At 71.7% G+C, this 22,548-nt stretch carries 14 protein-coding genes and 1 pseudogene; 7 read left to right on the forward strand and 8 right to left on the reverse strand.

The genetic code is table 11. The features are described from left to right. Window positions 1-2: 2 nt before the first annotated feature. Window positions 3-1,526: an IucA/IucC family protein gene (locus AB0B45_RS27110; RefSeq protein ID WP_358135790.1), complete on the forward strand. Its 1,524-nt coding sequence runs from the start codon at window positions 3-5 to the stop codon at window positions 1,524-1,526. Next, the gene (locus AB0B45_RS27115; RefSeq protein ID WP_358135792.1) at window positions 1,523-2,578 is read left to right on the forward strand and encodes a type III PLP-dependent enzyme; all 1,056 of its coding nucleotides are present in this window, start codon (window positions 1,523-1,525) and stop codon (window positions 2,576-2,578) included. The genes AB0B45_RS27110 and AB0B45_RS27115 overlap by 4 nt, the downstream gene beginning before the upstream one ends. A gap of 70 nt (window positions 2,579-2,648) precedes the next feature. On the opposite strand, the gene AB0B45_RS27120 is transcribed toward AB0B45_RS27115, so the two are convergent. Both AB0B45_RS27120 and AB0B45_RS27125 read right to left on the reverse strand, forming a co-directional pair. Further along, window positions 2,649-5,957 carry an ATP-dependent DNA helicase gene (locus AB0B45_RS27120; RefSeq protein WP_358135794.1) on the reverse strand — a complete coding sequence of 1,103 codons (3,309 nt, stop codon included), beginning with the start codon at window positions 5,955-5,957 and terminating at the stop codon, window positions 2,649-2,651. Further along, entirely contained in the window at window positions 5,951-9,493 is a 3,543-nt protein-coding gene (locus tag AB0B45_RS27125; RefSeq protein WP_358135796.1) for an ATP-dependent DNA helicase, read from the reverse strand. The genes AB0B45_RS27120 and AB0B45_RS27125 overlap by 7 nt, the downstream gene beginning before the upstream one ends. 236 nt (window positions 9,494-9,729) lie before the next feature. Here AB0B45_RS27125 and AB0B45_RS27130 point away from each other — a divergent pair, with 236 nt between their 5' ends. Continuing rightward, window positions 9,730-10,104, forward strand: coding sequence for a DUF6086 family protein (locus AB0B45_RS27130; RefSeq protein WP_358135797.1), 375 nt, complete (start codon window positions 9,730-9,732; stop codon window positions 10,102-10,104). A 95-nt stretch (window positions 10,105-10,199) separates the two neighbouring features. On the opposite strand, the gene AB0B45_RS27135 is transcribed toward AB0B45_RS27130, so the two are convergent. Beyond that, window positions 10,200-11,414 (reverse strand): alpha/beta fold hydrolase, encoded by a 1,215-nt coding sequence (locus tag AB0B45_RS27135; protein WP_358135799.1) that lies wholly within the window; start codon window positions 11,412-11,414, stop codon window positions 10,200-10,202. A gap of 216 nt (window positions 11,415-11,630) precedes the next feature. Between AB0B45_RS27135 and AB0B45_RS27140 the strand changes: the two genes are divergently transcribed. Next, a complete protein-coding gene (locus tag AB0B45_RS27140) occupies window positions 11,631-12,248 on the forward strand; it encodes a TetR family transcriptional regulator (RefSeq protein WP_358135801.1) in 618 nt (205 codons plus the stop codon). Between the two features lie 653 nt (window positions 12,249-12,901). On the opposite strand, the gene AB0B45_RS27145 is transcribed toward AB0B45_RS27140, so the two are convergent. Next, complete coding sequence (locus AB0B45_RS27145) at window positions 12,902-14,512, reverse strand: DUF885 domain-containing protein (protein WP_358135804.1); 1,611 nt, start codon at window positions 14,510-14,512, stop codon at window positions 12,902-12,904. A 56-nt stretch (window positions 14,513-14,568) separates the two neighbouring features. Further along, entirely contained in the window at window positions 14,569-15,759 is a 1,191-nt protein-coding gene (locus AB0B45_RS27150; RefSeq protein ID WP_358135807.1) for an MFS transporter, read from the reverse strand. A gap of 89 nt (window positions 15,760-15,848) precedes the next feature. On the opposite strand from AB0B45_RS27150, the gene AB0B45_RS27155 reads away from it, so the two are divergent. The 3 genes from AB0B45_RS27155 (at window position 15,849) to AB0B45_RS27165 (ending at window position 17,746) form a co-directional block, all read left to right on the forward strand. After that, entirely contained in the window at window positions 15,849-16,388 is a 540-nt protein-coding gene (locus AB0B45_RS27155; protein WP_358135810.1) for an ABATE domain-containing protein, read from the forward strand. Continuing rightward, on the forward strand, window positions 16,385-16,564 hold the full coding sequence (locus AB0B45_RS27160; protein WP_358135813.1) for a hypothetical protein: 180 nt from the start codon (window positions 16,385-16,387) through the stop codon (window positions 16,562-16,564). Before AB0B45_RS27155 ends, AB0B45_RS27160 begins: the two co-directional genes overlap by 4 nt. Before the next feature lie 237 nt (window positions 16,565-16,801). Then, window positions 16,802-17,746 (forward strand): GNAT family N-acetyltransferase, encoded by a 945-nt coding sequence (locus AB0B45_RS27165; RefSeq protein ID WP_358135816.1) that lies wholly within the window; start codon window positions 16,802-16,804, stop codon window positions 17,744-17,746. Between the two features lie 417 nt (window positions 17,747-18,163). Here AB0B45_RS27165 and AB0B45_RS27170 read toward each other — a convergent pair. From AB0B45_RS27170 to AB0B45_RS27180, 3 genes and pseudogenes are all read right to left on the reverse strand, one after another. Next, window positions 18,164-18,715 (reverse strand): annotated as a pseudogene (locus AB0B45_RS27170) (malic enzyme-like NAD(P)-binding protein); the annotation flags it as partial. After that, a complete protein-coding gene (locus AB0B45_RS27175) occupies window positions 18,712-19,572 on the reverse strand; it encodes an SMI1/KNR4 family protein (RefSeq protein ID WP_358135819.1) in 861 nt (286 codons plus the stop codon). The pseudogene AB0B45_RS27170 and the gene AB0B45_RS27175, both read right to left, overlap by 4 nt. 122 nt (window positions 19,573-19,694) lie before the next feature. After that, a complete protein-coding gene (locus AB0B45_RS27180; RefSeq protein ID WP_358135821.1) occupies window positions 19,695-22,460 on the reverse strand; it encodes a CDP-glycerol glycerophosphotransferase family protein in 2,766 nt (921 codons plus the stop codon). Window positions 22,461-22,548 lie beyond the last annotated feature (88 nt).

Here is a 22,548-nt window from a genome sequence, read left to right on the forward strand (position 1 = left end):
TCATGGAAAGCCTGGTCCTCGACCCGCCTGCCGCGATCGCCGAGGAGGCCACGCTGTCGGCACTGCTGCGCTGCTGCGTGCGCGAGGTGGCAGGGCCGCGAGGGCACGTGTGGCACGCTTCGCCGTACCTGCTGCTGACGGTGGGCGGCACCCTCATCAGGGCGCGCACGGGCGGCGGCGGCGCGCTGCGGTTCGAGGGGCAGGTGGAGCGTCTGGAGTCGGGCGCGTGGGCGCCGCTGACCGCCGACGAGCTGGTCAAGCTGGCGGAGGCCGAGCTCGACGGGCACAACCCCGAGTTCGCCGGACAGGTGGCCGCCAGCAGGAACGCGCTGGCGGAGATCCTGCGGGCCCGCGCCTCCGCACCGCCGCCGAACGATCCGTGGCTGGCCTCGGAGCAGGCGCTCGTCCTCGGCCACCCGTTCCACCCTTCGCCCAAGGCGCGGGACGGCGACGACTGGCTGCGCTACGCGCCCGAGGCCCACGCCTCCTTCCCGCTGCGGCTGCTGGGCGTGCGCGAGGACGTGCTGGCCCAGGAGGGTGAGGCCGCCGCCCTCGACCTGGCACGGGTCGCGCCGCCCGGCTACGCGGTGCTGCCCGCCCATCCGTGGCAGCTCGACCTGATCAGGCCCTCGTTCGATGACCGGCTGATCGACCTCGGCCCCGGCCCGCTCGTCGCCCCCACCTCCTCGGTGCGGACGGTCTACGACCCGGTGAGCGGGAACTGCCTGAAGTTCAGCCTGGACGTGCGGATCACCAACTGCGTGCGGAAGAACGCCTGGTACGAGCTGTCGGGCGCGGTCGCGCTGACCGAGCGGCTCGCGCCGGTCTTCGACGAGCTCGCCAGGAGGTTCCCTGGCACGCGCTGGCTGCCCGAGCCCGGCTACCGGTCGGCGGCGCTGGACACCAGGCTGCTGGAGGGGCTCGGCGTGATCGTGCGGGCCGGCCCGTGGTCGGTCTGCTCGCCGGGGCTGACCCCGGTGCTGGCGGGCGCGCTGGCCCGCGCGTCGGCGCCCGCCGACCCGCTCTCCTGGTGGGCCGCCTATGTGCGGGCGGTCGCGCTGCCGGTCCTCGACGCGTTCTTCACCCACGGCGTCGTCCTCGAACCCCACCTGCAGAACGTCCTCGTCTGCCTCGACGCCGAAGGCCGCCCGGCCGAAGCGATCTTCAGGGACCTGGAGGGCACCAAGCTCGTCGGCCACGACCTGTCGGGGATGCACCCGAGGGTGGCGGAGGCGCTCACCTACGACGCCTCGCGCGGCTGGGCGCGGGTCGTCTACTGCCTGATGGTCAACCACCTCACCGAGATCGCCGCCACGCTGGCCCCGTCCGACGCGGCGCTGCGCGAGCTGTGGATGGTGGCCAGGGACATCCTCGCCGGATACGGCGACGCGTCGGGCCGGCCGCTGCCGCTGTCCGACCTCCTGGCCGGCGCCCCGCTGCCCGCCAAGGCCAACCTGACCGTCAGGTGGGCCAGGGGCGCCGACAGGAGCGCGGGGTACGTGCCGATCGCGAACCCGTTCGCATGATCTTCGAGGTCGCTGCGGCGCTGGACGCGCCCGCCTTCGTCTACGACCTGGCGGGGCTCGACGCCCATGCCGCCTCCGTACGGGCCGCCCTGCCCGGCGTCGAGCTCTACTACGCGGTCAAGGCCAACCCCGACCCCGCGCTGCTGCGGGTGCTCGACGCCCACGTGGACGGCTTCGAGGTGTCGTCTGCCGGCGAGCACGCGCACGTCAGCGCGGTCCTGCCGAAGGCGCGGCTGGCGGTCGGCGGCCCCGGCAAGACGGACGCCGAGCTGCGGCTGCCCGCGCACCGCGTGCACGTCGAGTCGCCGTTCGAGCTGCGGCGGCTGATCGCTTCGGGCGTGCCGGCCGACGTGTTGCTCAGGCTGAACCTGCGCCTCGAGACCACCGGCGCGGCCCTGGCCATGAGCGGGCCTTTCGGCATGGACGCCGAGGGTCTCGCCGCGTGCCTGCCGCTGTTCACCGACACGGTACGGCTGCGCGGCGTCCACGCCCACCTGGCCAGCGGCCTGGACGCGCCCGCCCTGCTGGATCTGGCGTCGGCCGTCATGGCGCAACACGACGAGGAGGTCAACGTGGGCGGCGGCATGGCCGTCTCCTACACCTCGCCAGGGTCGCGCTTCGACTGGGCCGCCTACGGGGCGGGGCTCGCCGCGCTGCGCCGTCAGAGCCAGGTGGTTCGCATTGAGCCGGGGCGGGCGCTGACCGTCTACTGCGGGTCCTACGTGACCAGGGTGATCGACGTACGGCGGGTGCACGGGGAGACGTTCGCGATCGTGCACGGCGGCACCCACCACCTGCGGACGCCGGCGACGAAAGGGCACTCCCAGCCGTTCACCGTGCTGCCGACGGGATCGGGACCGGGCGTGGAGGACACGCCGGTGACGGTCGTGGGGCAGCTGTGCACGCCCAAGGACGTGCTGGCCAGCGGGGTGCGCACGTCTATCAGGGTGGGGGACACCGTGGTGTTCGGGATGGCGGGTGCCTATGCGTGGAACATCTCCCACCACGACTTCCTGATGCATCCGAAACCCGGATTCCACTACCTCGCCTGACCACGGCGACAGGGCTTCACCCTGAGGTGGCCGGCGTTCAGGCCGATGTCCGGTTCGGGTGACGCGGGGGTCAGCGGCGGGTGGGGATGGCCTCGATCAGCGCGACCAGGCCGTCGCCGTCCAGCAGGTCGACGGGGCGGACGGTGCGGTTGAACCGTACGTAGTGGAAGGCCGCGCCCACCCGCTCCAACGGCACGCCCGCCAGCTGCGACCACGCCAGCCGGTAGGCGGCGAGCTGCACGGAAGCGCCCCTGGCCGCCTTCCCCGAGGGCGGACGGCCGGTCTTCCAGTCGACCACCTCGTAGGAGCCGTCCTCCCGCTCGAAGACGGCGTCCATCCGGCCGCGCACCAGCCGGTCGGCGATCATCGTCTCGAACGGAACCTCCAGGTCGAGCGGTTCCCTGCCCGCCCACTCGCTCTCCTCGAAACGCTCCTGGAGCTCCGCCAGCCGCTCGTCCAGCTCCTCCGGCTCGTCGTACGCGCCGGGCAGCTCGAAGTCGTCGATGAGCCGCTGCTGGCCCCACCGGGATTCCAGCCACCTGTGGAAGGAGGTGCCGCGCCGGGCCAGCGGGGCCGGCTGGGTGGGGACAGGGCGGCGGATCCTGCGGGCCAGGGCGCGTGGATCGGTGGCGAGCGTGACCAGCGAGGACACGGTCAGCTTGGTGGGCAGCTCGACAGTGGTCCGCGAACGGCGTCCGCTGGTGGCGCGCTCGCGTAGCAGCAGGTCGGTGTCGCGTTCCCAGGCCCGCATCCGCTCCGCGTCGCCCTCGCCGAACTCCTCCGCCGCGCCTTCCTCCCCGAGCGCCTCCACCTCCTGCTCGTGTGTCGGCGTCTCCGCCAGTTCGGGGTCGTCGATCGACTCCATCAGGGCCTGGAGCACCAGATCGGCGCCCTCCTCGATGGCCTGCTGGCGGACCCCGCCGGGAGTGAGCGGCCAGGCGGCCTCGGCTGGCTCGGCGAGCAGCGGATTGGTGGCGCCCTCCGCGGGTTCGGGCGCCCAGAAGGCCGCCCTGCCGCAGGTGTCCCTGATCTCCAGCAGGAAGTCGGACGGCTGCAGCGGCTTGGACGCGCTCCCCCACCGGTAACCGGAGGCGATCAGGTGGTAGTGGGCGCGCGTGACGGCCACGTACGCCAGGCGGCGCTCCTCCATCAGGTCGCGGTCGCGGCAGCGCTCGTCGAAGGCGTCCAGCTCGTCCTTGGTCAGCCCGGTCAGCCTGGGCAGGTCGGCGGCGTCGCCGCGCAGCGGGTACGGCAGCTTGCGCGGGTTCTCCGTCCACCGGCTGTTGGTGACGGGCGTGGAGGGGAAGATGCTGCCCTTGGTGATGCCGTTCCTGCTCAGCAGCTGCGACAGGCCAGGCACGACGACGATCGGCCACTCCAGGCCCTTGGAGGCGTGGACGGTCATGAGCTTCACGCTGTTGCTCTCTCCGACCCTGCCCGCCTCCAGGCCGAACTCCTCGCTCTCGGCCGCCTCCAGGTAGGCCAGGAACGCGCCGAGCGTCGGATCCTCGGAGTCGCCCGCGAAACGGGAGGCGGCGTCGAGGAACGCGTCCAGGTCGGCCCGGGCCGCGACGGCGCCTGCCGTTCCCGCTCGGGCCGCGACCTCGATGTCGAGGCCCATCCGGCGCTCCGCCTCGGTGATCAGGTCAGGCAGCGGCTGGTGCGTGTGGGCGCGCAGGTGGCGCAGCTCCTGGGCGAGCGCGACCATCCTCGTCCTGGCCAGCGGCGAGAACACGTCGAGCCACTCCGCCCTGTCCGGCAGCTCGTCCAGCGCGTCGACCAGGCTGCCGCGCTCCTCCGCGAGGTCGGCGACGGCCTGGTCCAGCGGGTCGGCGACGCGTTCCGCGCCCTCGCGCAGCTCGCGGTTCAGTTCTCTGGCGAACTCGCCGAGCTGCCGCAGGTCGGCGGGTCCTATCCGCCAGCGCGGGCCGGCCAGCAACCTGGCGAGCGCGTCGCCCGCGCTCGCGTCGTACAGGACCCTGAGCGTGGCCACGAGGTCGCTCACCTCGGGCACGGTCAGCAGCCCGCCGAGACCGACGACCTCGACCGGGATGTCGCGCTCTTCGAGCGCCCGGCGCAGCGCGGGGAACTGCGACCGCTTCCGCGCGAGCACCGCGACGTCCTGAGGCTGGATGACCGGCGTCTTCTTGCGCTCGCCCGCGCCCCACGGCAGGCCGTCGGGGGCGACCTCGTGGTCGAGCGCCTGCCTGACCTGCTCGGCCACCCACCGCGCCTCGTCCTCCGCCGTCTCGTGGAAGGCGCACGTCACGCGGCCCCTGTCGACGCGGTTGGGACCCGGCACGAGCACGGGAACCTCGCGGGCCTCCATGCGCAGCGGCAGCTGGACGCGGGCCGCCACGTCGAGGACGCGGTCGCCGTTGCGAAAACTGACGCTGAGCTGCCTGACGGGGGCCGGGTCGCCCTTGGCCGTGGGGAAGTCGGCGACGAAACGCCGCAGGTTGCCCGACGAGGCGCCGCGCCAGCCGTAGATGGACTGGCAGGGGTCGCCGACGGCGGTGACGGGGTGGCCGTTGCCGTACAGGCTTCTGAGCAGGACGAGCTGGGCGTGGCTGGTGTCCTGGTACTCGTCCAGCAGCACCACCGAGTAGCGGGAACGCTCGATGCGGCCCACGTCGGGATGGTTGGCGGCGATGCGGGCGGCCAGCGACATCTGGTCGCCGTAGTCGATGACCTCGCGACCGCGCTTGAGCCGCTCGTAGGCCTCGACCAGGGGAAGCAGCTGCTCGCGGGCGTCGTGCACGCTGATCGGCCTGCGCTGGCGGACGGTGGACGCTTCGGCCCGCCTGTCGCGCAGCCACTCGCCCAGCCGCCTGACGTCCCTGCCCGAACGCAGGTGCTCCGACATCTCGCCCGCCAGCTCCAGCACGGCGGCGGTGACCGAGGGAGGGCCCAGCTCGATCTTGTCCATCGGCCCGTCGTACATGGCGACCACCCGCGAGGCGAGCTGCCACGAGACGGCGGGGGTGACCAGGCGCATGGTCGGTTCGAGCGCCTCGCGGACGGCGTGGTCGGTCACCAGGCGCGCGGCGTAGGCGTGATACGTCGAGACCGTCGGCTCGTTGTCGAGCAACTGGGCCGGCACCAGCCCCGCCTCGGCCAGGCCGTTCAGCCGCTCCCTCACGCGATGGGCCAGCTCGGCGGCGGCCTTGCGGGTGAAGGTCAACCCGAGGACGCGTTCGGGTTTGACCAGGCCGTTGGCCACCAGCCAGACGACGCGGCCCGCCATGGTCTCGCTCTTGCCCGAGCCCGCGCCCGCCATGACGACCATCGGCTCCAGCGGGGCTTCGATGACCGTGGCCTGCTCGGACGTCGGCGGCAGGATGCCGAGCTTGTCCGCCAGCTCGACGGGGTTCAGCACACCTGCCCCCCGCTGTCGTTGACGGGACAGCTGCCCTTGGCCGCGCACGTGCGGCAGCCGTCGTTGACCTTCGCCTGGAAGAACGGCCCCGACATGCCGAGGGCGACGGTGTCGACCATGTCCCTGGCCCAGTTGTCGCCCCTTTCGAGCGGGGCCTGCGCCTGCTCCTTGGCGTCCTTGCCCGCCGCCTTGCCGACCTGGACCAGCGCGGCGCCGCCTGGCTCGGCCAGGCCGTGCCGCTTGAACGCGTCGAGCAGCACCGCCAGTTGGTAGACGCCGAGCTGCGGATGCCTGTCGAGCTCCTCGGGCTTCGGCTTGGAACTGCCGGTCTTCAGGTCGATGATGAACGCCCTTCCCTCCTCGTCCATCTCCACCCTGTCGACCCTGCCCTTGATCTGCACGCCCTCCGACACCATCGCCACGAACGACTCCTCGGTCGCCACGACGGTCCTTCCGTTGCGCCGCTGCCACTCCATGAACCTGGCGATCATCTGCTCGGCGGTCCTGCGCTGCTTGCGGTTGAACCAGACACCGCCGAAGTCGAGCTCGGTCCAGATGTCGTCGAGCCGCTTTCCCAGCAGCTCCTCGCTGGCCAGGTCTTCCGTGGCGAGAACGGCCAGCGCGTGGACGACCGTGCCGAGGCCCTGCGCCGAACTCGTGCCCGCCGCGCCCACCGCCGTCTCCAGCAGCCAGCGCAGCCCGCACTTGGTGAAGCTCTCCACCGCGGAAGGCGAGATGCGCACGATGCCGTCCGGCCAGCTCAGCGGGCGGTCATCGGAGATCGGCGTGAGCGCGTACCACTCGCTGGGATGCGCGCCCTGCACGCCCTGCCTGGCCAGCCGCGCCAGGTGCCCTGCGGCCTTCCTGCGCATGCTCTCCGGCTGCGAGGCGTCGGTGACCACGCTGCGCAGGTCGGCGACCAGCGCGGCGAGGTTCAGCCACCTGGCGTGGTCGTCGACCGTCGCCTCCTCGACCGCGCCCGGCATCAGCTCCGACAGGAACCGCGAAGGACGCTCGTCGGCGTCCTCCCCGCCCACCGCGGTGACGACCAGCCTCTTCCTCGCCCTGGTGGCGGCCACGTAGAACAGGCGCCGCTCCTCGGCCAGCTGCTTGGCGGCCAGCGCGGCGGCGGTCGCGTCCGTGGAGTCGAGCGGCGCGCCCTCCGCCAGCTCGACCAGCTCGTCGATGCCCAGCAGCGAGCCCTTCAGCCGGATGTCCGGCCACACCCCCTCCTGAACGCCCGCGACGATGACGAGGTCCCACTCCAGGCCCTTGGACCTGTGGGCGGTCAGCACCCTGACCGCGTCGCCGTCGGGAGCCCGCTCGGCGAGCGTGTCGCCGGGGATCTCCTGGGACGACAGGTCTTCCAGGAACACCTCAGGACCCGCCTTCGGCATCCTGTCCACGAACCTGGCCGCGTAGTCGAAGAGGGCCACCACCGCGTCGAGGTCCCTGTCGGCCTGCGCTCCCCTGGCGCCTCCCGCGAGGCTGACGTCCGTCCACCGTTCGGCCAGGCCGCTGGCCTGCCACACCGCCCAGGTCACGTCTTCCGCCGTGCCACCGGCCTGTACGGCTTCGCGGGCGGTCTGGATGAGCTTGGCCACGCGTTCGGCGGGGACGGCGATGTGCGGCTCGATCCTGACCAGCTCTCTGGCGTCCTTGAGCGCGGCGATGAGCAACTCCCCCGACGAACGCGGCGCCCCCGCCCTGCCCTCCCCCACCCCGTCGACCTGGCTGCCGGCGCCGACCGCGTCCCCGTCCCCCTCGCGCCGCTCCCCGTCGGACCGCTCGCCGTCGGGCTGCGGCTGTGCCGGGCCCCTCACATCGGCCGGATCGCTCGCGTCGGTCGAGTGGGCGGTGTCGCCCAGGCCGGTCGCGTCGGTGCCCAGGGTGGTCGGGTCGGTGTCCAGGTGTTGGGCGACCTCGTTCTCGGCGATCTTGAGGGCGCGCCTGAGCCGACGGACGCCGAGCATGTCGGTGCCGCCGAACGGCCCCGTCAGCAGCTCCTCCGCCACCGCCTCGTCGAGCGCGCCGGGGTTGAGGGCGATGCGGAGGGTGGTGAGGATGGGCCGTACCCCAGGCTCCTGGGCCAGCGGCACCTCGTCACCCGCCACCATGGTCGGGACCCCTGCGCTCACCAGCGCACGCCTGAGCAGCGGCACCTGTCGGGTTGCCGAGCGCACCAGCACCGCCATCCGATGCCACGGGAGGCCGTCGATGAGGTGGGCCCTGCGCAGGGTGTCGGCGACCACGGCCGCCTCCTGGCTGACGCTGTCCGCCAGCAGCACCCGGACCTGCCCCGGATCTGCGTTCTCGGGCGCGACGAGATCGCGGTGCCCGCGCGGCTGACGCCGGTCGGGCATCTCCCACGCCTTCGCTCCCTCCGCCTGGCCCGCCGACGCCTGGCCTGCAGACGCCTGGCGTGCCGACGCCTGGCGTGCCGACGCCTGGCGTGCGGAGACGCCGGGGTCGGGAGCGGAGGAGCCTCGGGAGGCCGGTGAGGAGGTTCGGGGGTCGGGGTTGGGGGCGGCGGGGAGGCGGGCGGCGACGCGGCGGGAGGCGGTCAGCAGATCGGCGCCGCTGCGGCGGGAGACGTGGAGGGCCACGACGCGCGCGGGACGTCCCGCCCGGTCGCGGAAGCGCTCGGGAAAGCGGAGGATGCCCTGCACGTCGGCCCCGCGGAAGCCGTAGATCGACTGATCGGGGTCGCCCACGGCGACGAGGTCGCGCCCGTCGCCCGCGAGGTGTCGCAGGAGGTGCTCCTGCGCGGGGTCGGTGTCCTGGTACTCGTCGACGAACACCACGTCATACGCCGAACGTTCGCGGTGCCGCACCGACGCGTCGGCCAGCAGCGCCGCCGCCGCCCTGATCAGTTCGGCGTAGTCGAGCGACAGCTCGGGGTCGAGGTCGAACCGTTCCTGGTAGCGCTGGGAGAAGCGTCCGGCGGCCGCCCAGTCCGCCCTGCCGTACTGCCTGCCCAGATCGACCAGGCGCGCCGCGTCGAGGCCGCGCTCGCCCGCGCGGGCCAGGAAGTCGCGCAGTTCCTCTGCGAACCCGCGCGTCTTCAGCGCCTCGCGCAACGACTCGGGCCACAGCGGGGCGCCGTCCTCCAGCTCGCCGTGGAGCAGGCGGCGGATCTCCAGGAGCTGCTCGGGCCCGGTGAGCAGGCGCGGCGGCTCCCTGCCTTCGAGGACGGCCTCGCGGCGCAGCAGCGCGTAGGCGTAGCTGTGGAAGGTGAGGGCGAGCGGGGTCCGGGTGGTGCGCCGCATGCGGGCCGTCACCCGCTGGCGCAGTTCCTCGGCGGCCTTGCGGCTGAAGGTGAGGATGAGGACGCGTTCGGGGTCGACTCCGCGCCGCTCGACGCGGTCGACGACGGCCTCGACGATCGTGGTGGTCTTGCCGGTGCCGGGACCCGCGAGGACCAGCAGCGGTCCGCCTGGATGCTCGACCACGGCCCGCTGGTCGCGGTCGAGCGCAGGGGCCGCAACAGGCCCACCGCCCCCACGTCGCACCAACCGCCAGGTCTGAGAACTCACAGCACTAGATTCCACCAGACCACAGGGGTAGATCGTGCCGACTTGACCGGTCTCCCCACGGGATCCGCCCACCGTACCGGGGGAAATCGTCCTTCCTGTTCTCCGACACGCCCGCTTTCATGCTCATCTGGTACGGCAAGCCGGGTTATGCCCGATCGTGGCACCACGCCATGACGACGCCTGTCCGCCGGATGATGACGTCACGCGGTCGGACGGTCGGACCAGAAAGTAGGACGATGAGCCAGTACTTTGAAGTCGGCGAGCGTGTTCTCTGGAACCCCTCGGCGGGCGTTTCTCAGGTGTTCGTGCGGGCCGCCGACTCCCTTTCCCAGCTTGTTGATCTCCCGTCAGGCCTCGGCCCCATGGTCGCCGACGAGTGCGAGCTCGACATCGAGGCGTTCTCACGCTTCATCGACAGGTTGGCCTGCCGGTATGCCCGCAGCACGCACGTGATCCTCCGCTCACTCATGGAGGGATTCGTCGCGACCGGGATGGTCCTGGTGGAACGCGGCGGTGGCGAGCTGCCGGCCGTGAGGTCATCGAGCGACGACCCGGGCATCGCAGCCCTGCGTGAGCTGAGCCGCCACCACGACAGGGCGATGCCCCGCTGAGAACCACGCGCCCATGCGCGGCCTCCGGCCGACTGATCCGCACACCGGATTCACAGGACAAACGCCTGGGCCGACGAGAGGACGGGGATCGGTCGTCATGCGAGGGCACCGTCGTCGAGCGCTCGCGCGGCTTCGACGGGCGCGTAGGCAGCGAGCGCGGCCACGAGGCGGCGGATCTCGTTCAGGGCCGTGCCGGGAAGACGAGCGAAGCGGGCGACGTCGAGCTCGTTGGCGATGGTGAGCACGGCGAAGTCGACGAGGTCGGCCTCATGGATCGGTGTGAGGTCGCCGGTGAAGCGATCATGGGCGGGAAGCGGTTGGCGCCCAAGGTTGCGATAGGTGTTGGATCGGTCACAGGCGCCGTAGAGATAGACGAGCGACTCGGCATCGGGCCCGATGATGCCTTCGAGCCGGCGCCGCTCCGTCGTCGCCATGAGCGCGTGCGGGAACCCGTCGGTGCCATAGGTCGCGTGGCAGATGGCGGCCAGCTGGGTGCGTGGCGTGGCGGACCACTCGACGGTGAGGGCGTGCACCCTGTGCAGGTGAGCAAGCAGCGTTCCACCTGGGTGGTCGAGCCGGTCGGCGCCCAGAGAGCGCTGCAGCGCGAAGGCGCGACGGGCGGTCGTCTCGGTGGCGAGCCACGTCGACGCTTGGTCCGCGACGATGCGGGCGAGCTCATCCGGAGCATCACGGGCTACCAGGTGACCTGCGGCAGGCACCCGAGAGACCGTGACCGCAGGGTTGGCGGCGCGCAAGCGCTCCACCTCAGCATCGGTGAGCGGTGAGCGCGGCCCGCCACGAACGAGCAGGATCGGCAGCTCGATCTTCGTGGCTGTCGCCAGAAGCTCGGGACCGCGTCCGAGGATGTCCTCGACGAGCTCGGTGCGGTCGTGGAGGAGGCCGCGGTCATCGAGCCAGGCGCGAACCCGAGCGGGATCGGGGTCGGGTACGACGTCGACGAGTACCAACCCGGCGACATGTCGTACCGCGCGTGGGTCGGCGAGGGACGCGATGGCGGCCAGTCCGCCGAGGGAAGCGCCGACCACGACGACCGGTGCCGGCTCACGGCAGATCATCGCGGTCACGTCGTCCGAGATCGCCCGCAGCGTCGTTGCCCGTCCCGAGCTGTCGCCGTGACCGCGCAGGTCGAAGGCCACGGTCCGGAGCCCGCACAGGGTGAGCGCCGCCGCGACCGGTGTCCACACACCGCGACGTTCGCCGCCGGCGTGGAGCAGAAGGACGGTCGGGCCGGTGCCGGTGGCCGTGCCTCGCAGCGTTGCGCCTCCTCGGGCGAGGGTGACGTCGGTCATCGCTGATTGAAGCGAGGCTCGTCGCGACGCTTGCTGCCAGGGGCGGCTCCGAACAGTCGAGCGAATCCCGCACGAACACCTGGGCTACCGACCGGAACCTCGTTCCCCCGCGGCATCGTCAGGTCAACCATGGGCACCTCCATGCTCCCTCTACCTTGAGCTGTCAAGGTACGATACGACCCACTGCCTTGGCCGGTCAAGGTAAGGTTCAAGGTTGTGGGGACACGTCGAACACGAAGACCTCCTGAGGAGGCTCGCCGCCTGATCCTCGACGCCGCAGCAGCGCTGCTCGCCGACGGAGGCGTCGCAGCGGTCCAGGTCCGTGCCGTCGCCGCCCGGGTCGGCATGACCGACGCCGGCGTGACGCACCACTTCCAGAGCCGCGACAACCTGCTGCGCGAACTGCTGCGACACGGTGGACGTCAACTGAGAGCCGCCGTGCAGGACGTTCTCTCGTCGTGGCTGGAGCAGGGCGCCGACCTCCTGGAGCTCGTCGAGTCACTCGCAGGCCTGTACCGGCAGGGCTACGGCGAGCTGGCGGTCGCGCTGCATGCTGCGGGCTGGCGAGAGCATGACAGCGGGATGCTGAACCCGGTTGTCGACGCCCTCCACAAGCTCCGGCCATCCGCGGCTTCGATCGAGGACACGCGGCTCGCGGTCGCGGCCCTCCACCAAGCGATGGCGATGGAGCCTCTCTACGGGAGCGCCTTCCGCCGCAGCGCCGGCCTCACCGGCGTCGCAGCGAGCGACCCGACCGCCCAGCTGCGCTGGTGGACGCGCCAACTCCAACTCGCACTCGAACTCGAACCGTCCCCGCTTCGGCATGACCGGTGACCGGCCAACGTCTAGGACGCGCCATGTGGATCGCGCGTGTGTTCGATGGTGTCGATGGTCTGTGGTCGGGGGGCTGACTCAACAGATGTCCCGTGACATCGAAGATTGCGCGTTGCCACCAAAGTTTTAGCAGGGAGGGATGGCTGAGGTGCTCACACTGACGGCGGTGGCCGAAGACCCGCTTGTCCTGACGCGTCGCCTGAACCTGAATGACGGTTCGGAAGTTGTCTTCCGACCGCTCGTGCACACCGACGCGGAGCGTCTGGCAAGCCTCCTTGAGGGACTGTCGGCAAGAAGAGAATCATCCTGTTCGGCGGCGTACTCGCCGACAACCCACGTGCCATTCGCTTCTACGAGAAGCTCGGCTTCCAGCCGGTCGGCTCCTTCACCGGGAGGGACGGCGCGCAGTCGTTCGACATGATCCTGGACCTCGATCTCTCTTGGTCAACAGGACGCGCGTCACGGAGTGGACTGAGCATCGCCGAGGGGGGCTCCGCCCTGCTCGGCCGCTGCCACGGGGCAGCGCGTGCGCGCCGGCCTGGCACCATGTCGGGATCCCGGGGCGCGTGGTCAACAGGGGCGGGAGCCCCCGGGGAAGGCCGGCCCCTCGCCCGGAGGAGAGGGACCATGCTGTTCATCGCGCCGCCGTACGGCTAGATCTCGCTCAGGGCGGCGCGGAGGCCGCCGAGGCCGATCGGGCCGAGGTTGAGCGCGGCGGTGTGCCACGTCTTCAGGTCGAAGCCCGGCCTGCGCGCGGCCTCGGCGCGCGCCTCCAGCCACGCGCGCTCGCCCAGCTTGTAGGAGATCGCCTGTGCGGGCCAACCGAAGTACCTGACAATCTCGGGGTGCACGGTGTGCGCCACCGCGCGCCCGCGCTCGCGCAGCACCTCGCACGCCTTCTCGAAGCTCCACGTGGAGCCGTCTGGCAGCGGCAGGTCCAGGTGAACGCCGATGTCGATCACGACGCGCGCGGCCCGCAGCGCCGAGTCGGTCAGCATGCCCATGCGGGTGCCGGGCTCGGTGTGCCAGCCGAGTTCGTCGGCCAGCCGCTCGGCGTACAGCGCCCAGCCCTCGCCGTGCCCGCTCACCCATGAGAACTTCGAGAAGCGTGACAACCTGTCGCCCGCCACGGCGACCGCGCCGAGCTGCAGGTGGTGTCCTGGGACGCCCTCGTGGAAGACCGTCGACAGCTCGCTCCACGTCGCGAACTTCTCCCGCCCGCCGACCGGCCACCACGTACGGCCGGGGCGGGTCAGGTCCTCGCTGGGCGCCGTGTAGTAGGCCGAGCCCGAGGTGGAGCCGGGCGCCAGCGTCACGTCGACCGTGTGCAGCGGCTGGGCGATGTCGAAGTGGGTGCCGTGCAGCGCCGCGATGGCGCCGTCATGCTTGTCCTTGAGCCAGGCGAGGAACGCCTCGGAGCCGACGACGTACTGCGTCTCGTTGAGGTGGGCGATCGCCTCGTCGACGCTCGCGCCGGGCAGGATGGCGTGCGCCTCCTCGACCATCTCCGCTTCGATCCTGCGTAGTTCCGCCCAGCCCCACTCGTAGGCGTCGACCAGGTCGATGTCGGCGCCGAGGTTCTGCCTGGCGGCCACGGCGTAGCGTTCGGGGCCGACGCCGTCGCGTTCGGCCGCCCGCGGCGCGTACTCCTCGAACAGGTAGCGGGCCGTGTCCACGTAGCTCTGGTGGGCCTGGGCGGCCGCCTTGGCCAGCTCGCCGGCGAGCGGCCCATCGCCGTAGGAGGCGACCAGCTCGTCGTGCGTGCCCGCGTACTTCTCCGCCTGGCCCGCGCCTTCCACCGCCTGCCGCCGCGCCGCCACCTGCCCCCTGCTCAGGCCTTCGTTCAGGGAGGCCTGCCAGCCCGCCAGCATCTCGGGCACCGCCGCCAGGTGCGCGGCCACCTTGCGCCACTGGTCGTCGTCGCCGGTGGGCAGCAGGTCGATGCTGTCCCTCACCTGGGACAGCATGCCGAAGGGGGTGCTGAGGTCGCGGTACTGCTCGCCCGTCTCGAACCACGCGGCCTGGGCCTGGAGGCGTTCGCGCAGATGGTCGGCGGCGCGGCGGTCGTCTTGCGACGTGGGTTCGAGGGTGTCGATCTCGGCCAGGGTGGATGTGATCAGGTCGTGCCTGGCCGCGTGACCGTCGGGGCTGTAGTCGGTCGACACGCCGAAGTCGCCGGAGAGGCCCATGTACACGGCGTCAACGGGGTCGAGCTCGGCTGACCTGGTGATGTGCTCGTCGCACAGGCGGAAGATCGGTGTCATGTCGGCCACCGTACAGAGCGCCCTGTACTGGGGCATTCCGTTTTCGGGCCGGTGGTTCACGCCCTCGCTTCGGCCGTCACCAGCCGCTTCCTGGCGCCAGGGGCGAGCGGAACGGCCAGGAGCGGCGCAAGGGCGGCGAGCGCCCAGACGACGGTCCACGACGACGTGGCGGCCAGCACGATCGGGATGAGCACGGGGGTGAGGAACCCGGTGGCGAACAGCGTGGTGCCTTCCAGGCCGAGCGCCGTGCCCTCGCGTCCCGGTCCCGCCATGACGGCGATCTCGGTGTAGGCGAGGCCGTGCCACGCGTTGGCGAGCAGCCCGCCCAGCGCGAGCGCGGCGACGGTCAGTGGGGTGGGCGCGTTGGTCAGGACAGCCGCGCCCGCCATGGCCACCGCGATGAGCACGCCGAAGCCCTTGATCCAGGTACGGCGGTCGCCGCCCCGGTCGCTGAGCCGTCCCGTCCACACGCGCGCCGCTCCCCCGCCGAGCTGCGCGATCAGCACGATCAGGCCGGCCAGCGCCACGCCCTCGCCCTTGACGTCGTGCAGGAAGATCGCGGAGAAGGACAGCACGGCGAACTGCGGAACCGTCAGCAGCGCGGTGGCCAGCGCCAACCGCCACACGTCCCAGCGGCGCAGGGGCGAGTCGGCCCGCTCCCTGATGACGGCGCCGACCTCGGCGGCGGGCAGCCAGCGCCCCGTGGCGGCGGCGGTGAGCAGGCAGAACCCGGCCAGCACACCGTAGACGAGCGCGAAGCCGTAGGCGTCGGCCAGCCAGGGCAGCAGGGCGACGCCGACCGCGCCCCCCACGGGGATGGCCGTCTGCCTGACGCTCATGGCGAACCCGCGCTGCCCGTCGGCGAACCACGTCATGACCGCCCGGCCAGAGGAGCCGTTGACGCTGCCGCCCAGCGCGCCCGCGGCCAGCATGCAGGCGGCCAGCGCGGTCATCGAGCGGATGGGGACCAGCGCCATCACCGCCATGAGCGTTCCAGTGGAGAGCAGGCCGGTGAGCAGGATTTTGCGGTCGCCGTACCTGTCGGTCAGCAGGCCCCACGCGATCTCGGAGATCGCCACGCCGAGCCCCAGACAACCCACGACCAGGCCGAGCTGGGCGGTCGAGAGGTGGTAGTCGGTGCGCATCGTGATCCCCGTGACGGGGAGGCCCGAGAACATCGCCGAGAAGCTCGCCTGCGCGGCGACGCCCAGCGACAGCACGATCCATCGATGGTTGGGCCCGTACACGATCAACTCCCCAGAAGTAACCGGCAATGTCGGTTATCTGAAAGTGGCAGGACTCGAACTAACCTGTCAAGTCGGTTACTATGACTGGCGTGGAGTTCACCTTCGTCAGCGGAAACCTGGGGCTCGACCTCGCGGGCACGGTCGGGCATCGACGCAACTCGCGCGTCGACATGCTGGACACGCCCGCCGACCTGGCACGGTGGACGGTGTCCGCGGAGTTGCTGGACGTCCCGCCGGTCGTGAGCGAGGAGAATCTCGCGGGGGCCAGGGCGTTGCGCGAGGCGATCTACCGGCTGGCTTCCGCCGTACGGCTGGGCGCCGCGTTCGAGGCGGGCGACTGCGACCTCGTCAACCGGGTCGCCGCCCATGAACCCGCGGGGGTGCGGCTGCGCCCCTCCGGCGGTCTCGACCGTGAGGGAGACCTGGCCGCGGCGCTCGCCACCACCGCTCGGGCGGCGGTCGAACTCCTCGGAGGGGCGCAGGCCGCGAGCATCAGGGAGTGCGAGGCCGCGCCCTGCACCCGGCTGTACGTGGACACGTCACACCGGGGCACCCGGCGGTGGTGCGACATGCGCGGATGCGGCAACCGGGCCAAGGCGGCCGCGTTCCGCGCACGGGCGTCCCGGTGACCTGCCTGCTAGCGGACCACGAAGCCGCGCCAGACGACGCGACGCTTGTTCTGCACGGGCCATTCGCCGGCACGGAAGCCGGAGTGGACCAGCGCGATCAACGCGGCGCCCATGCCGCCGACGACCAGCACGCCCATCACCAGCATCAGGATGAGTTCCGCCGCCATGAAGATTGAACTACAGGCGCCAACTCGCGCGGCCTCCGGCGCATTCCCGCCACCCGGGCCACCGTTCCGATCCCAACCGTCTCGCTCCCGCCGCCGGGTGGTTGCGCGGGCCGTCGGCGGGCCGCTATTGTCCGTGCAGCGATAGATCGAAGGAGGTGAGGAGACGCATGTTCCCTGTAACGATGTCGCGCTCCCCCTTCGGACAGGCGTCCGCCTGAGGGGAGCGCTCCTGCCACAGGAGATCCCTTGACCGAACTGGTCTTCCGCGCTCTCAGCGACGAGAGCGAGTTCCCCCTTTTCGACCGCGTCACCACCCTTCCCACCTCGGGCGTCGGCGAGCGCAGCCGTACCTTCGCGGACCTCGCCGCCGACGGCGACTACCGGCCCGCCTGGGTCTGGATCGCCCTGCGCGGCGACGAGGTCGTCGCCAGGGCCTCGTTCTGGGGTCCGCCCGACGCCGAACACCCGTCGGCCCTCGACTTCTTCGACTTCGACACCGTCGAGACGGGGACCGCCCTGCTCGAAGCCGCCTACGCCGCCCTGGTCACGCCCGACTACCACGCGCCGATCGGCGATCGGCCCGAGTACAACCTGTTCCTGCCCGCCGACTGGCGCGAGCGTCCCGACGCCAAGGCCGACGCCGACGCCCGCGTCGAGGCGGCGGAGCGGGCGGGGCTCATCTTCCACGTGGAGCGGCTCACCCTCCGATGGGAGCGTGAGTACGGCCTGCCGCCACGCTCGACCAGGCTCACGTTCAGCCCTGTCACGGACGACCAGGTGCTGCTCGACCTCCTGGCGGACATCGTCACCGGCAGCCTCGACGCATGGGACAGACGCGAGCTGCGCACCAGGACACCGCAGGACGTGGCGGCCGAGGCGCTGGCCATGGTCGCGGACATGCCGGGCGGGCGCGACAGGTGGCGGCTGGGCCACGACAGCTCCGGCGAGCTGGTCGGCATGGTGATGCCGACGCGCAACAGCCGCTCGGCGACGATCGGGTACATCGGCGTCGACCACCGGCATCGCGGCCACGGGTACGCCTACGACCTGCTGGCCGAGGCGATGCACATCTTCGCCGAGGAGGGCGAGCCGTTCATCAACGACAACACCGATGTGGGCAACGCGCCCATGGCGGCCGTCTTCGACCGGATCGGGTACCGGGTCACCGGCCGCCGCATGCTGTTCTCCTGAGCGGCCTCTCCCCCGGGAGGCCGGGCAGCGCCTGGTAAACCGTGTCTCCCCGGGGGCGTCCCCCGGGGGGCTCGTCCCGAGTGGCCTCCCCCGGCGTTCCACCGGAGTCTCCTTCGGGGTTCTCCCGGCGGGGTCGCCGTTCTCCTGAGCCACGTCGCATGGGCGCGGGACGGCGGTGACCCAGGTCCGCGGCCGGTCCGGGCGGGAGGGTCGTGTGACTGCGGGCGGACGGTCAGACCGGGTGGATCGGCGGGTAGGCCGGCTGCCACATCGCCGCGTCCACCTGCTGGTCGATGGTGTCGTCGTCCACGGCGACCCCCGCCACGCCGTCGCGGGCCGCGGCGCGTGCGACGGCCCCGCGACGGCGGCGGAGGTCTCGCGGATCCTGTCGGCCGGCGGGAGGATGGCGGCTCCCGGCGCGCTGAGGTCGGTGTGCTGGGCGACCGCGTGGGCCGCCTCGGTGAGCATGCCGTCGGTGATCCGGGTCGCCCTGGCCACGATCGCCCCGAGGCCCAGTCCTGGGAGGATGAACGCGTTGTTCGCCTGCGCGATCGAGTACGTGACGCCCTTGTGGATCACCGGAGGAAAGGGGCTGCCGGTGGCGACGAGCGCCCGGCCGTCGGTCCAGTCCAGCAGGTCGGCGGGGGTGGCCTCGGCCAGCGCGGTCGGGTTGGACATCGGCAGGATGATCGGGCTCGCGACGTGCGCGGCCATCTCGCGGACGATCGGCTCCGTGAATGCCCCGCCGTGGCCCGACGTGCCGATCAGGATGGTCGGCCGGATGCGGCGCACCACCTCGGCCAGCGTGATCCCGCCGAGCTTCTCGTCCCTGGTCCAGTCGGCCACCTCGGCCGCGGGGCGGGCGTAGCGGACCTGGAAGTCGCGCAGCGTGTCCTGGTCGTCAAGCTTCCTTTCTCGTCCGACGCCGCTCAACCCTGCCGCCTGATCCTCTGGCGGGCACCGGGTCATGTCGTCTGGGGCGGGTTCCAGCCCCAGACGGGTTCTCCGAGGTGCGTCGTCGTGGACGTCACCTGACAGCCCATACGGCGGGCGGCGTCGAACAGCGTGTCGCGAACCCGTTCCTCGTCCGACGGAGGGAAGGCGACCCGGATCTGGTGACCGTAGACGGTCTCGTAGGTGAGCCGCCAGCCGAGTTCCGTGGCGGCGAAGTGGTCCTGCCGCTCGCCGTCACCGTCGTCGTAAGCGCCTCGGTCGGCCGTGGGGGCGAGCGCGTCACGCAGGATCCGCAGCCGTTCCTGGTACGGCGATTCGCCCTCGGACAGTCCGATGTAGACGTGTTTCAGTTCGCGGAACGGCTCGAACCAGGGCGCCGCCTCGTCCGCGTCATCGAAGACGGAGGTGGTCACCCGTCCGCTCAACCAGCCATGAAGGAAGGCCACCGCGCCCATGTCGTGGGCGTCGTAGGTCCAGCTGCGCGGATTCCAGACGACGACGGTCCAACCGTCCGGTTCCCCGTCGGTCGACCAGCAGAGCCGGTCACCGTTGTCGGTGCCCGCCCACGGCAGCAGCCCACCGGGCTCGGGATGGAACGGGTAGGGGCACCTGTCGGGGTCGCTCTCCCGGAACGACCGCTCGCCGTCCAACAGCTGCCGCGCCTGCTCGACCAGCAGCTCGTGCGTGCCGAACGGCGTCAGCGGCGTAAGGAAATCGACGAACTGGCCGCGGCCGTAGCGCTCGGTGAGCGTTTTGAAGTCCGCGGGTAGCCCGAGCCCGAGCGCGGCCTCGACTTCCCGCCAGTCGCCGTACGCGTCTACCGGCACCACCGGCGGCGGCACCAACCGGACCAGATCCTCCATTGCCGTCATACCCGCGAGTGTAGGGATCCAGGTCCCCTGGACTGCGACGCCGAAGAGCGCGACCACACCCCGTCGCGCCCATCCGGCAGAACGCCAGAGGCCTCAGGCGCGACAGCGCCCGAGGCCCTCGCTTACGAGAAGAGGTGGTCGACGACGCGGGCGGTGGCCTTGCCGTCGTCGCGGGGCGCGTACGTGGCCTTGAACGCCTCGTACCGGTCCGCGTGAGCCGCCGCCACCGTGTCGATCGACCTGAGCGCCTCCACGACCTCGGCCGACGTCGACAGCAACGGGCCCGGCGCCTGCGCGGCGAGGTCCAGGTACAGCCCCCGCTTCGACGAGTACTTCTCCAGATCGTAGGAGAGGAACACGATCGGCCGCCCGGTCACCGTGAAGTCGAACATCGACGACGAGTAGTCCGTGACCAGCACGTCGGCGACCAGCAGCAGGTCGGCCATGTCGGGGTAGGAGGTGACGTCATGGGCGACGTCCGCGGGCACCACCGGCATCGCCTGCATCGGGTGCGCCCTGACCAGCAGTTCGTGGTCGGCCCCCAGTTCGGCCCGGGCAAGCGACAGGTCGAGCTTGATCGTGCTGTTCTTCCTGTCGTAGTCGCGCCACGTGGGCGCGTACAGGACGACCTTCTTGCCCTCGATCAGGCCGAGGCGCCGCCGTATGGCCGCCGCGAGGACCTCTCTGTCAGGCGAGGTGAGGACGTCGTTGCGCGGCAGCCCGCTCTCCAGCACCTCGCCCTTGTACCCGAAGGCCTCCCGCAGGACGGGCGTGGCCCACGGCGACTGCGACAGCAGCACGTCCCAGCCGCGGACCTCGGCGGCCTGCCGGTGCCAGACCGGCGGGCGCGGGTCGCGCGACATGTGGGGCAGGTCGTTGCCGATGCGCTTGGCGGGCGTGCCGTGCCAGGTCTGGAGGACGACCTGGTCCTCGCGCGCCCTGAACCAGGTGGGCAGGAAGGAGTTGGTCACGATGTGTCGGGAACGTGCCAGCGCCGCGTGATGCTCCCTGCTGCCCGCGCGGACCACGGTCGCGGGGCCGGGCGGGACGAACGCGCCGTCCTTGACGATCCAGATGTGCTCGCGGTCGTCGCCGCGGCGCAGCCGCTCCTCGTAGATGGCGCGCACGCTGTCGGCGTAGTGGCGGCCGTCGTTGACGACGTAGACCGTCGACTCCTGGATCGGCTCGGCGCGCTGGGCCGGGTAGAAGACGCGGCGCAGCACGTGGGTGCCCGCGACGCCCTTCTCGTCGGCGGGGCGCGACTCCTCGGCCATCAGCACAGGCACGTCGAAGCGGGTCGACACCAGCCGGTAGCCGCGTCCGGAGAAGGAGTGCTGCGACTCGTCGAGCGTGGGCAGCGCGGCGTGCGACACACGCACGGGGACGATCTCGCCCGTGGGGTGGCGGACGGACAGGTTCCAGGTGCCCGAGGGCATCGGGATCCGCTCGCCGAACCGCTCCATCTCGGACGGCGCCAGCCGTACCGTGAACTGGTCGCCCGTGCGGGTCATGTCCGCGTGGAACATCAGCCCCGAACGGTGCCGCAGCGACAGGCGTCGGGCGCCTTCGGCGTCCGGGTAGTCGCCGCGGAGCTCGAGGACGGGGCCGTCCCAGGTGGCCGAGGTGATGACGGGCCTGATCCGGTGCGCGGAGACGACGACGCGGTCGCGCCTGTCGCCCAGCACGGTGATCTCTCTGTCGCCGACGGTCGCTCTGGTCTCCTCCAGCGCGTCGCTGAGCATGACGGAGGCCGCGGGGTCGCCCTTGGGCTCGACCCAGAGCCGCCGTCCGTCCTTCTCCTGCAGCAGAGCGGGTACGGCCAGCGCCACGGTGACGTTCGTGCCGCCCTCGACGGGGTGGAACTCGGCCGCCATGCGGTGTCCGCCCAGCCTGGCGTGACCCTTGGTGCAGGTGCGGCCGGGCAGGAAGACGGTCAGTTCGAGCCGCTCGCCGTCGAGCTGGACGCCGGTCAGCTCGGCCCTGTTCGGCTGGAGCACGACCTGGAGCGCCCGGTCGGAGGTCCACACGGGACGCACCCACCAGCGCGGCTTGACGCGCAGCCCGGCGGGCCGCTCGGTCCTGCCGAGCGAGGCCCCGCGCAGCAGGCCGGTCGCCCGCGCGCCACGGGACCAGAAGACGATCTCGGCCCGCCACGTGGTGGTGTCCTGCACGGTGGGCCGGTGCCGCATGGTGCGCCGCACCGCCGACACGACGGCGCGCAGCGACGAGCGCCAGCGCAGCGGCCACGGGCTCAGGGTGGCGGTGAAGCCCGACCAGTCGTAGTTGCAGCCGGGCTCGCGCGCGCCGTGGGTGGCCTCGGGCGCGAGCGTACGGCGGGTGCGCATCCGCACGGGCGGCAGCCAGCGGGGGCCGCGCAGCACGACCGTGGCCCTGTTGAAGCGGCGGCTGCGCACCGACAGGCCGGCGAGGTAGGCGAAGCCGTCGACGCGGAGCCTGCCGTTCTCCCAGACGATGTCGTCGATCTGGGTTACGGGCACCAGGTCGGAGCGGCGCAGGCGGTAGAGGTCGTGCGGCAGCTCGTCGGCGAACGGCAGGTCGGCATACCAGCGCAGGCCCTTGCGGATGCGCTTGGACGGCTCGGCCGCGGCCGCGATGAACTTCGTGAGGGCGTCGCCGTCGATCAGCTCCTCGTCGGGCCTGTGTTCGACGAGGTGGTAGGCGAGCCTGCGTTCCACGGGCAGGTCGCGCTTGACGCCTGGGTCGACCTCGGCCAGGTAGGGCCTGAACAGGTTGACCAGCTCGCGTCTGCGGGCGGCGCCGCGCTTGGCGGCCTGGTCGAAGCGCAGGCCCAGCGAGCCGCTGAGCACCTCGGCGTCGAACGCGCGTCGCTCGGCAGGCGGCAGTCCCCCTGACCGGATGGTCCGCATGATGGCATCCAGCGGTTCCCCCCGGTCACAGAGGTCCTGGACAACCTTCAGGCGCTCGGCGACGACATCGCCGGTTGGGGTGGCCATG

This window comes from Nonomuraea sp. NPDC049152 (assembly GCF_040648355.1).
In the GTDB taxonomy this organism is placed as follows: domain Bacteria; phylum Actinomycetota; class Actinomycetes; order Streptosporangiales; family Streptosporangiaceae; genus Nonomuraea.

Coding starts and splice junctions, on each gene's coding strand:
- AB0B45_RS27135 (WP_358135799.1), bottom strand. CDS start 11,414: ATGACCGACGTCACCCTCGCCCGAGGAGGCGCAACGCTGCGAGGCACG.
- AB0B45_RS27115 (WP_358135792.1), top strand. CDS start 1,523: ATGATCTTCGAGGTCGCTGCGGCGCTGGACGCGCCCGCCTTCGTCTAC.
- AB0B45_RS27110 (WP_358135790.1), top strand. CDS start 3: ATGGAAAGCCTGGTCCTCGACCCGCCTGCCGCGATCGCCGAGGAGGCC.
- AB0B45_RS27175 (WP_358135819.1), bottom strand. CDS start 19,572: ATGACGGCAATGGAGGATCTGGTCCGGTTGGTGCCGCCGCCGGTGGTG.
- AB0B45_RS27130 (WP_358135797.1), top strand. CDS start 9,730: ATGAGCCAGTACTTTGAAGTCGGCGAGCGTGTTCTCTGGAACCCCTCG.
- AB0B45_RS27145 (WP_358135804.1), bottom strand. CDS start 14,512: ATGACACCGATCTTCCGCCTGTGCGACGAGCACATCACCAGGTCAGCC.
- AB0B45_RS27180 (WP_358135821.1), bottom strand. CDS start 22,460: ATGCGGACCATCCGGTCAGGGGGACTGCCGCCTGCCGAGCGACGCGCG.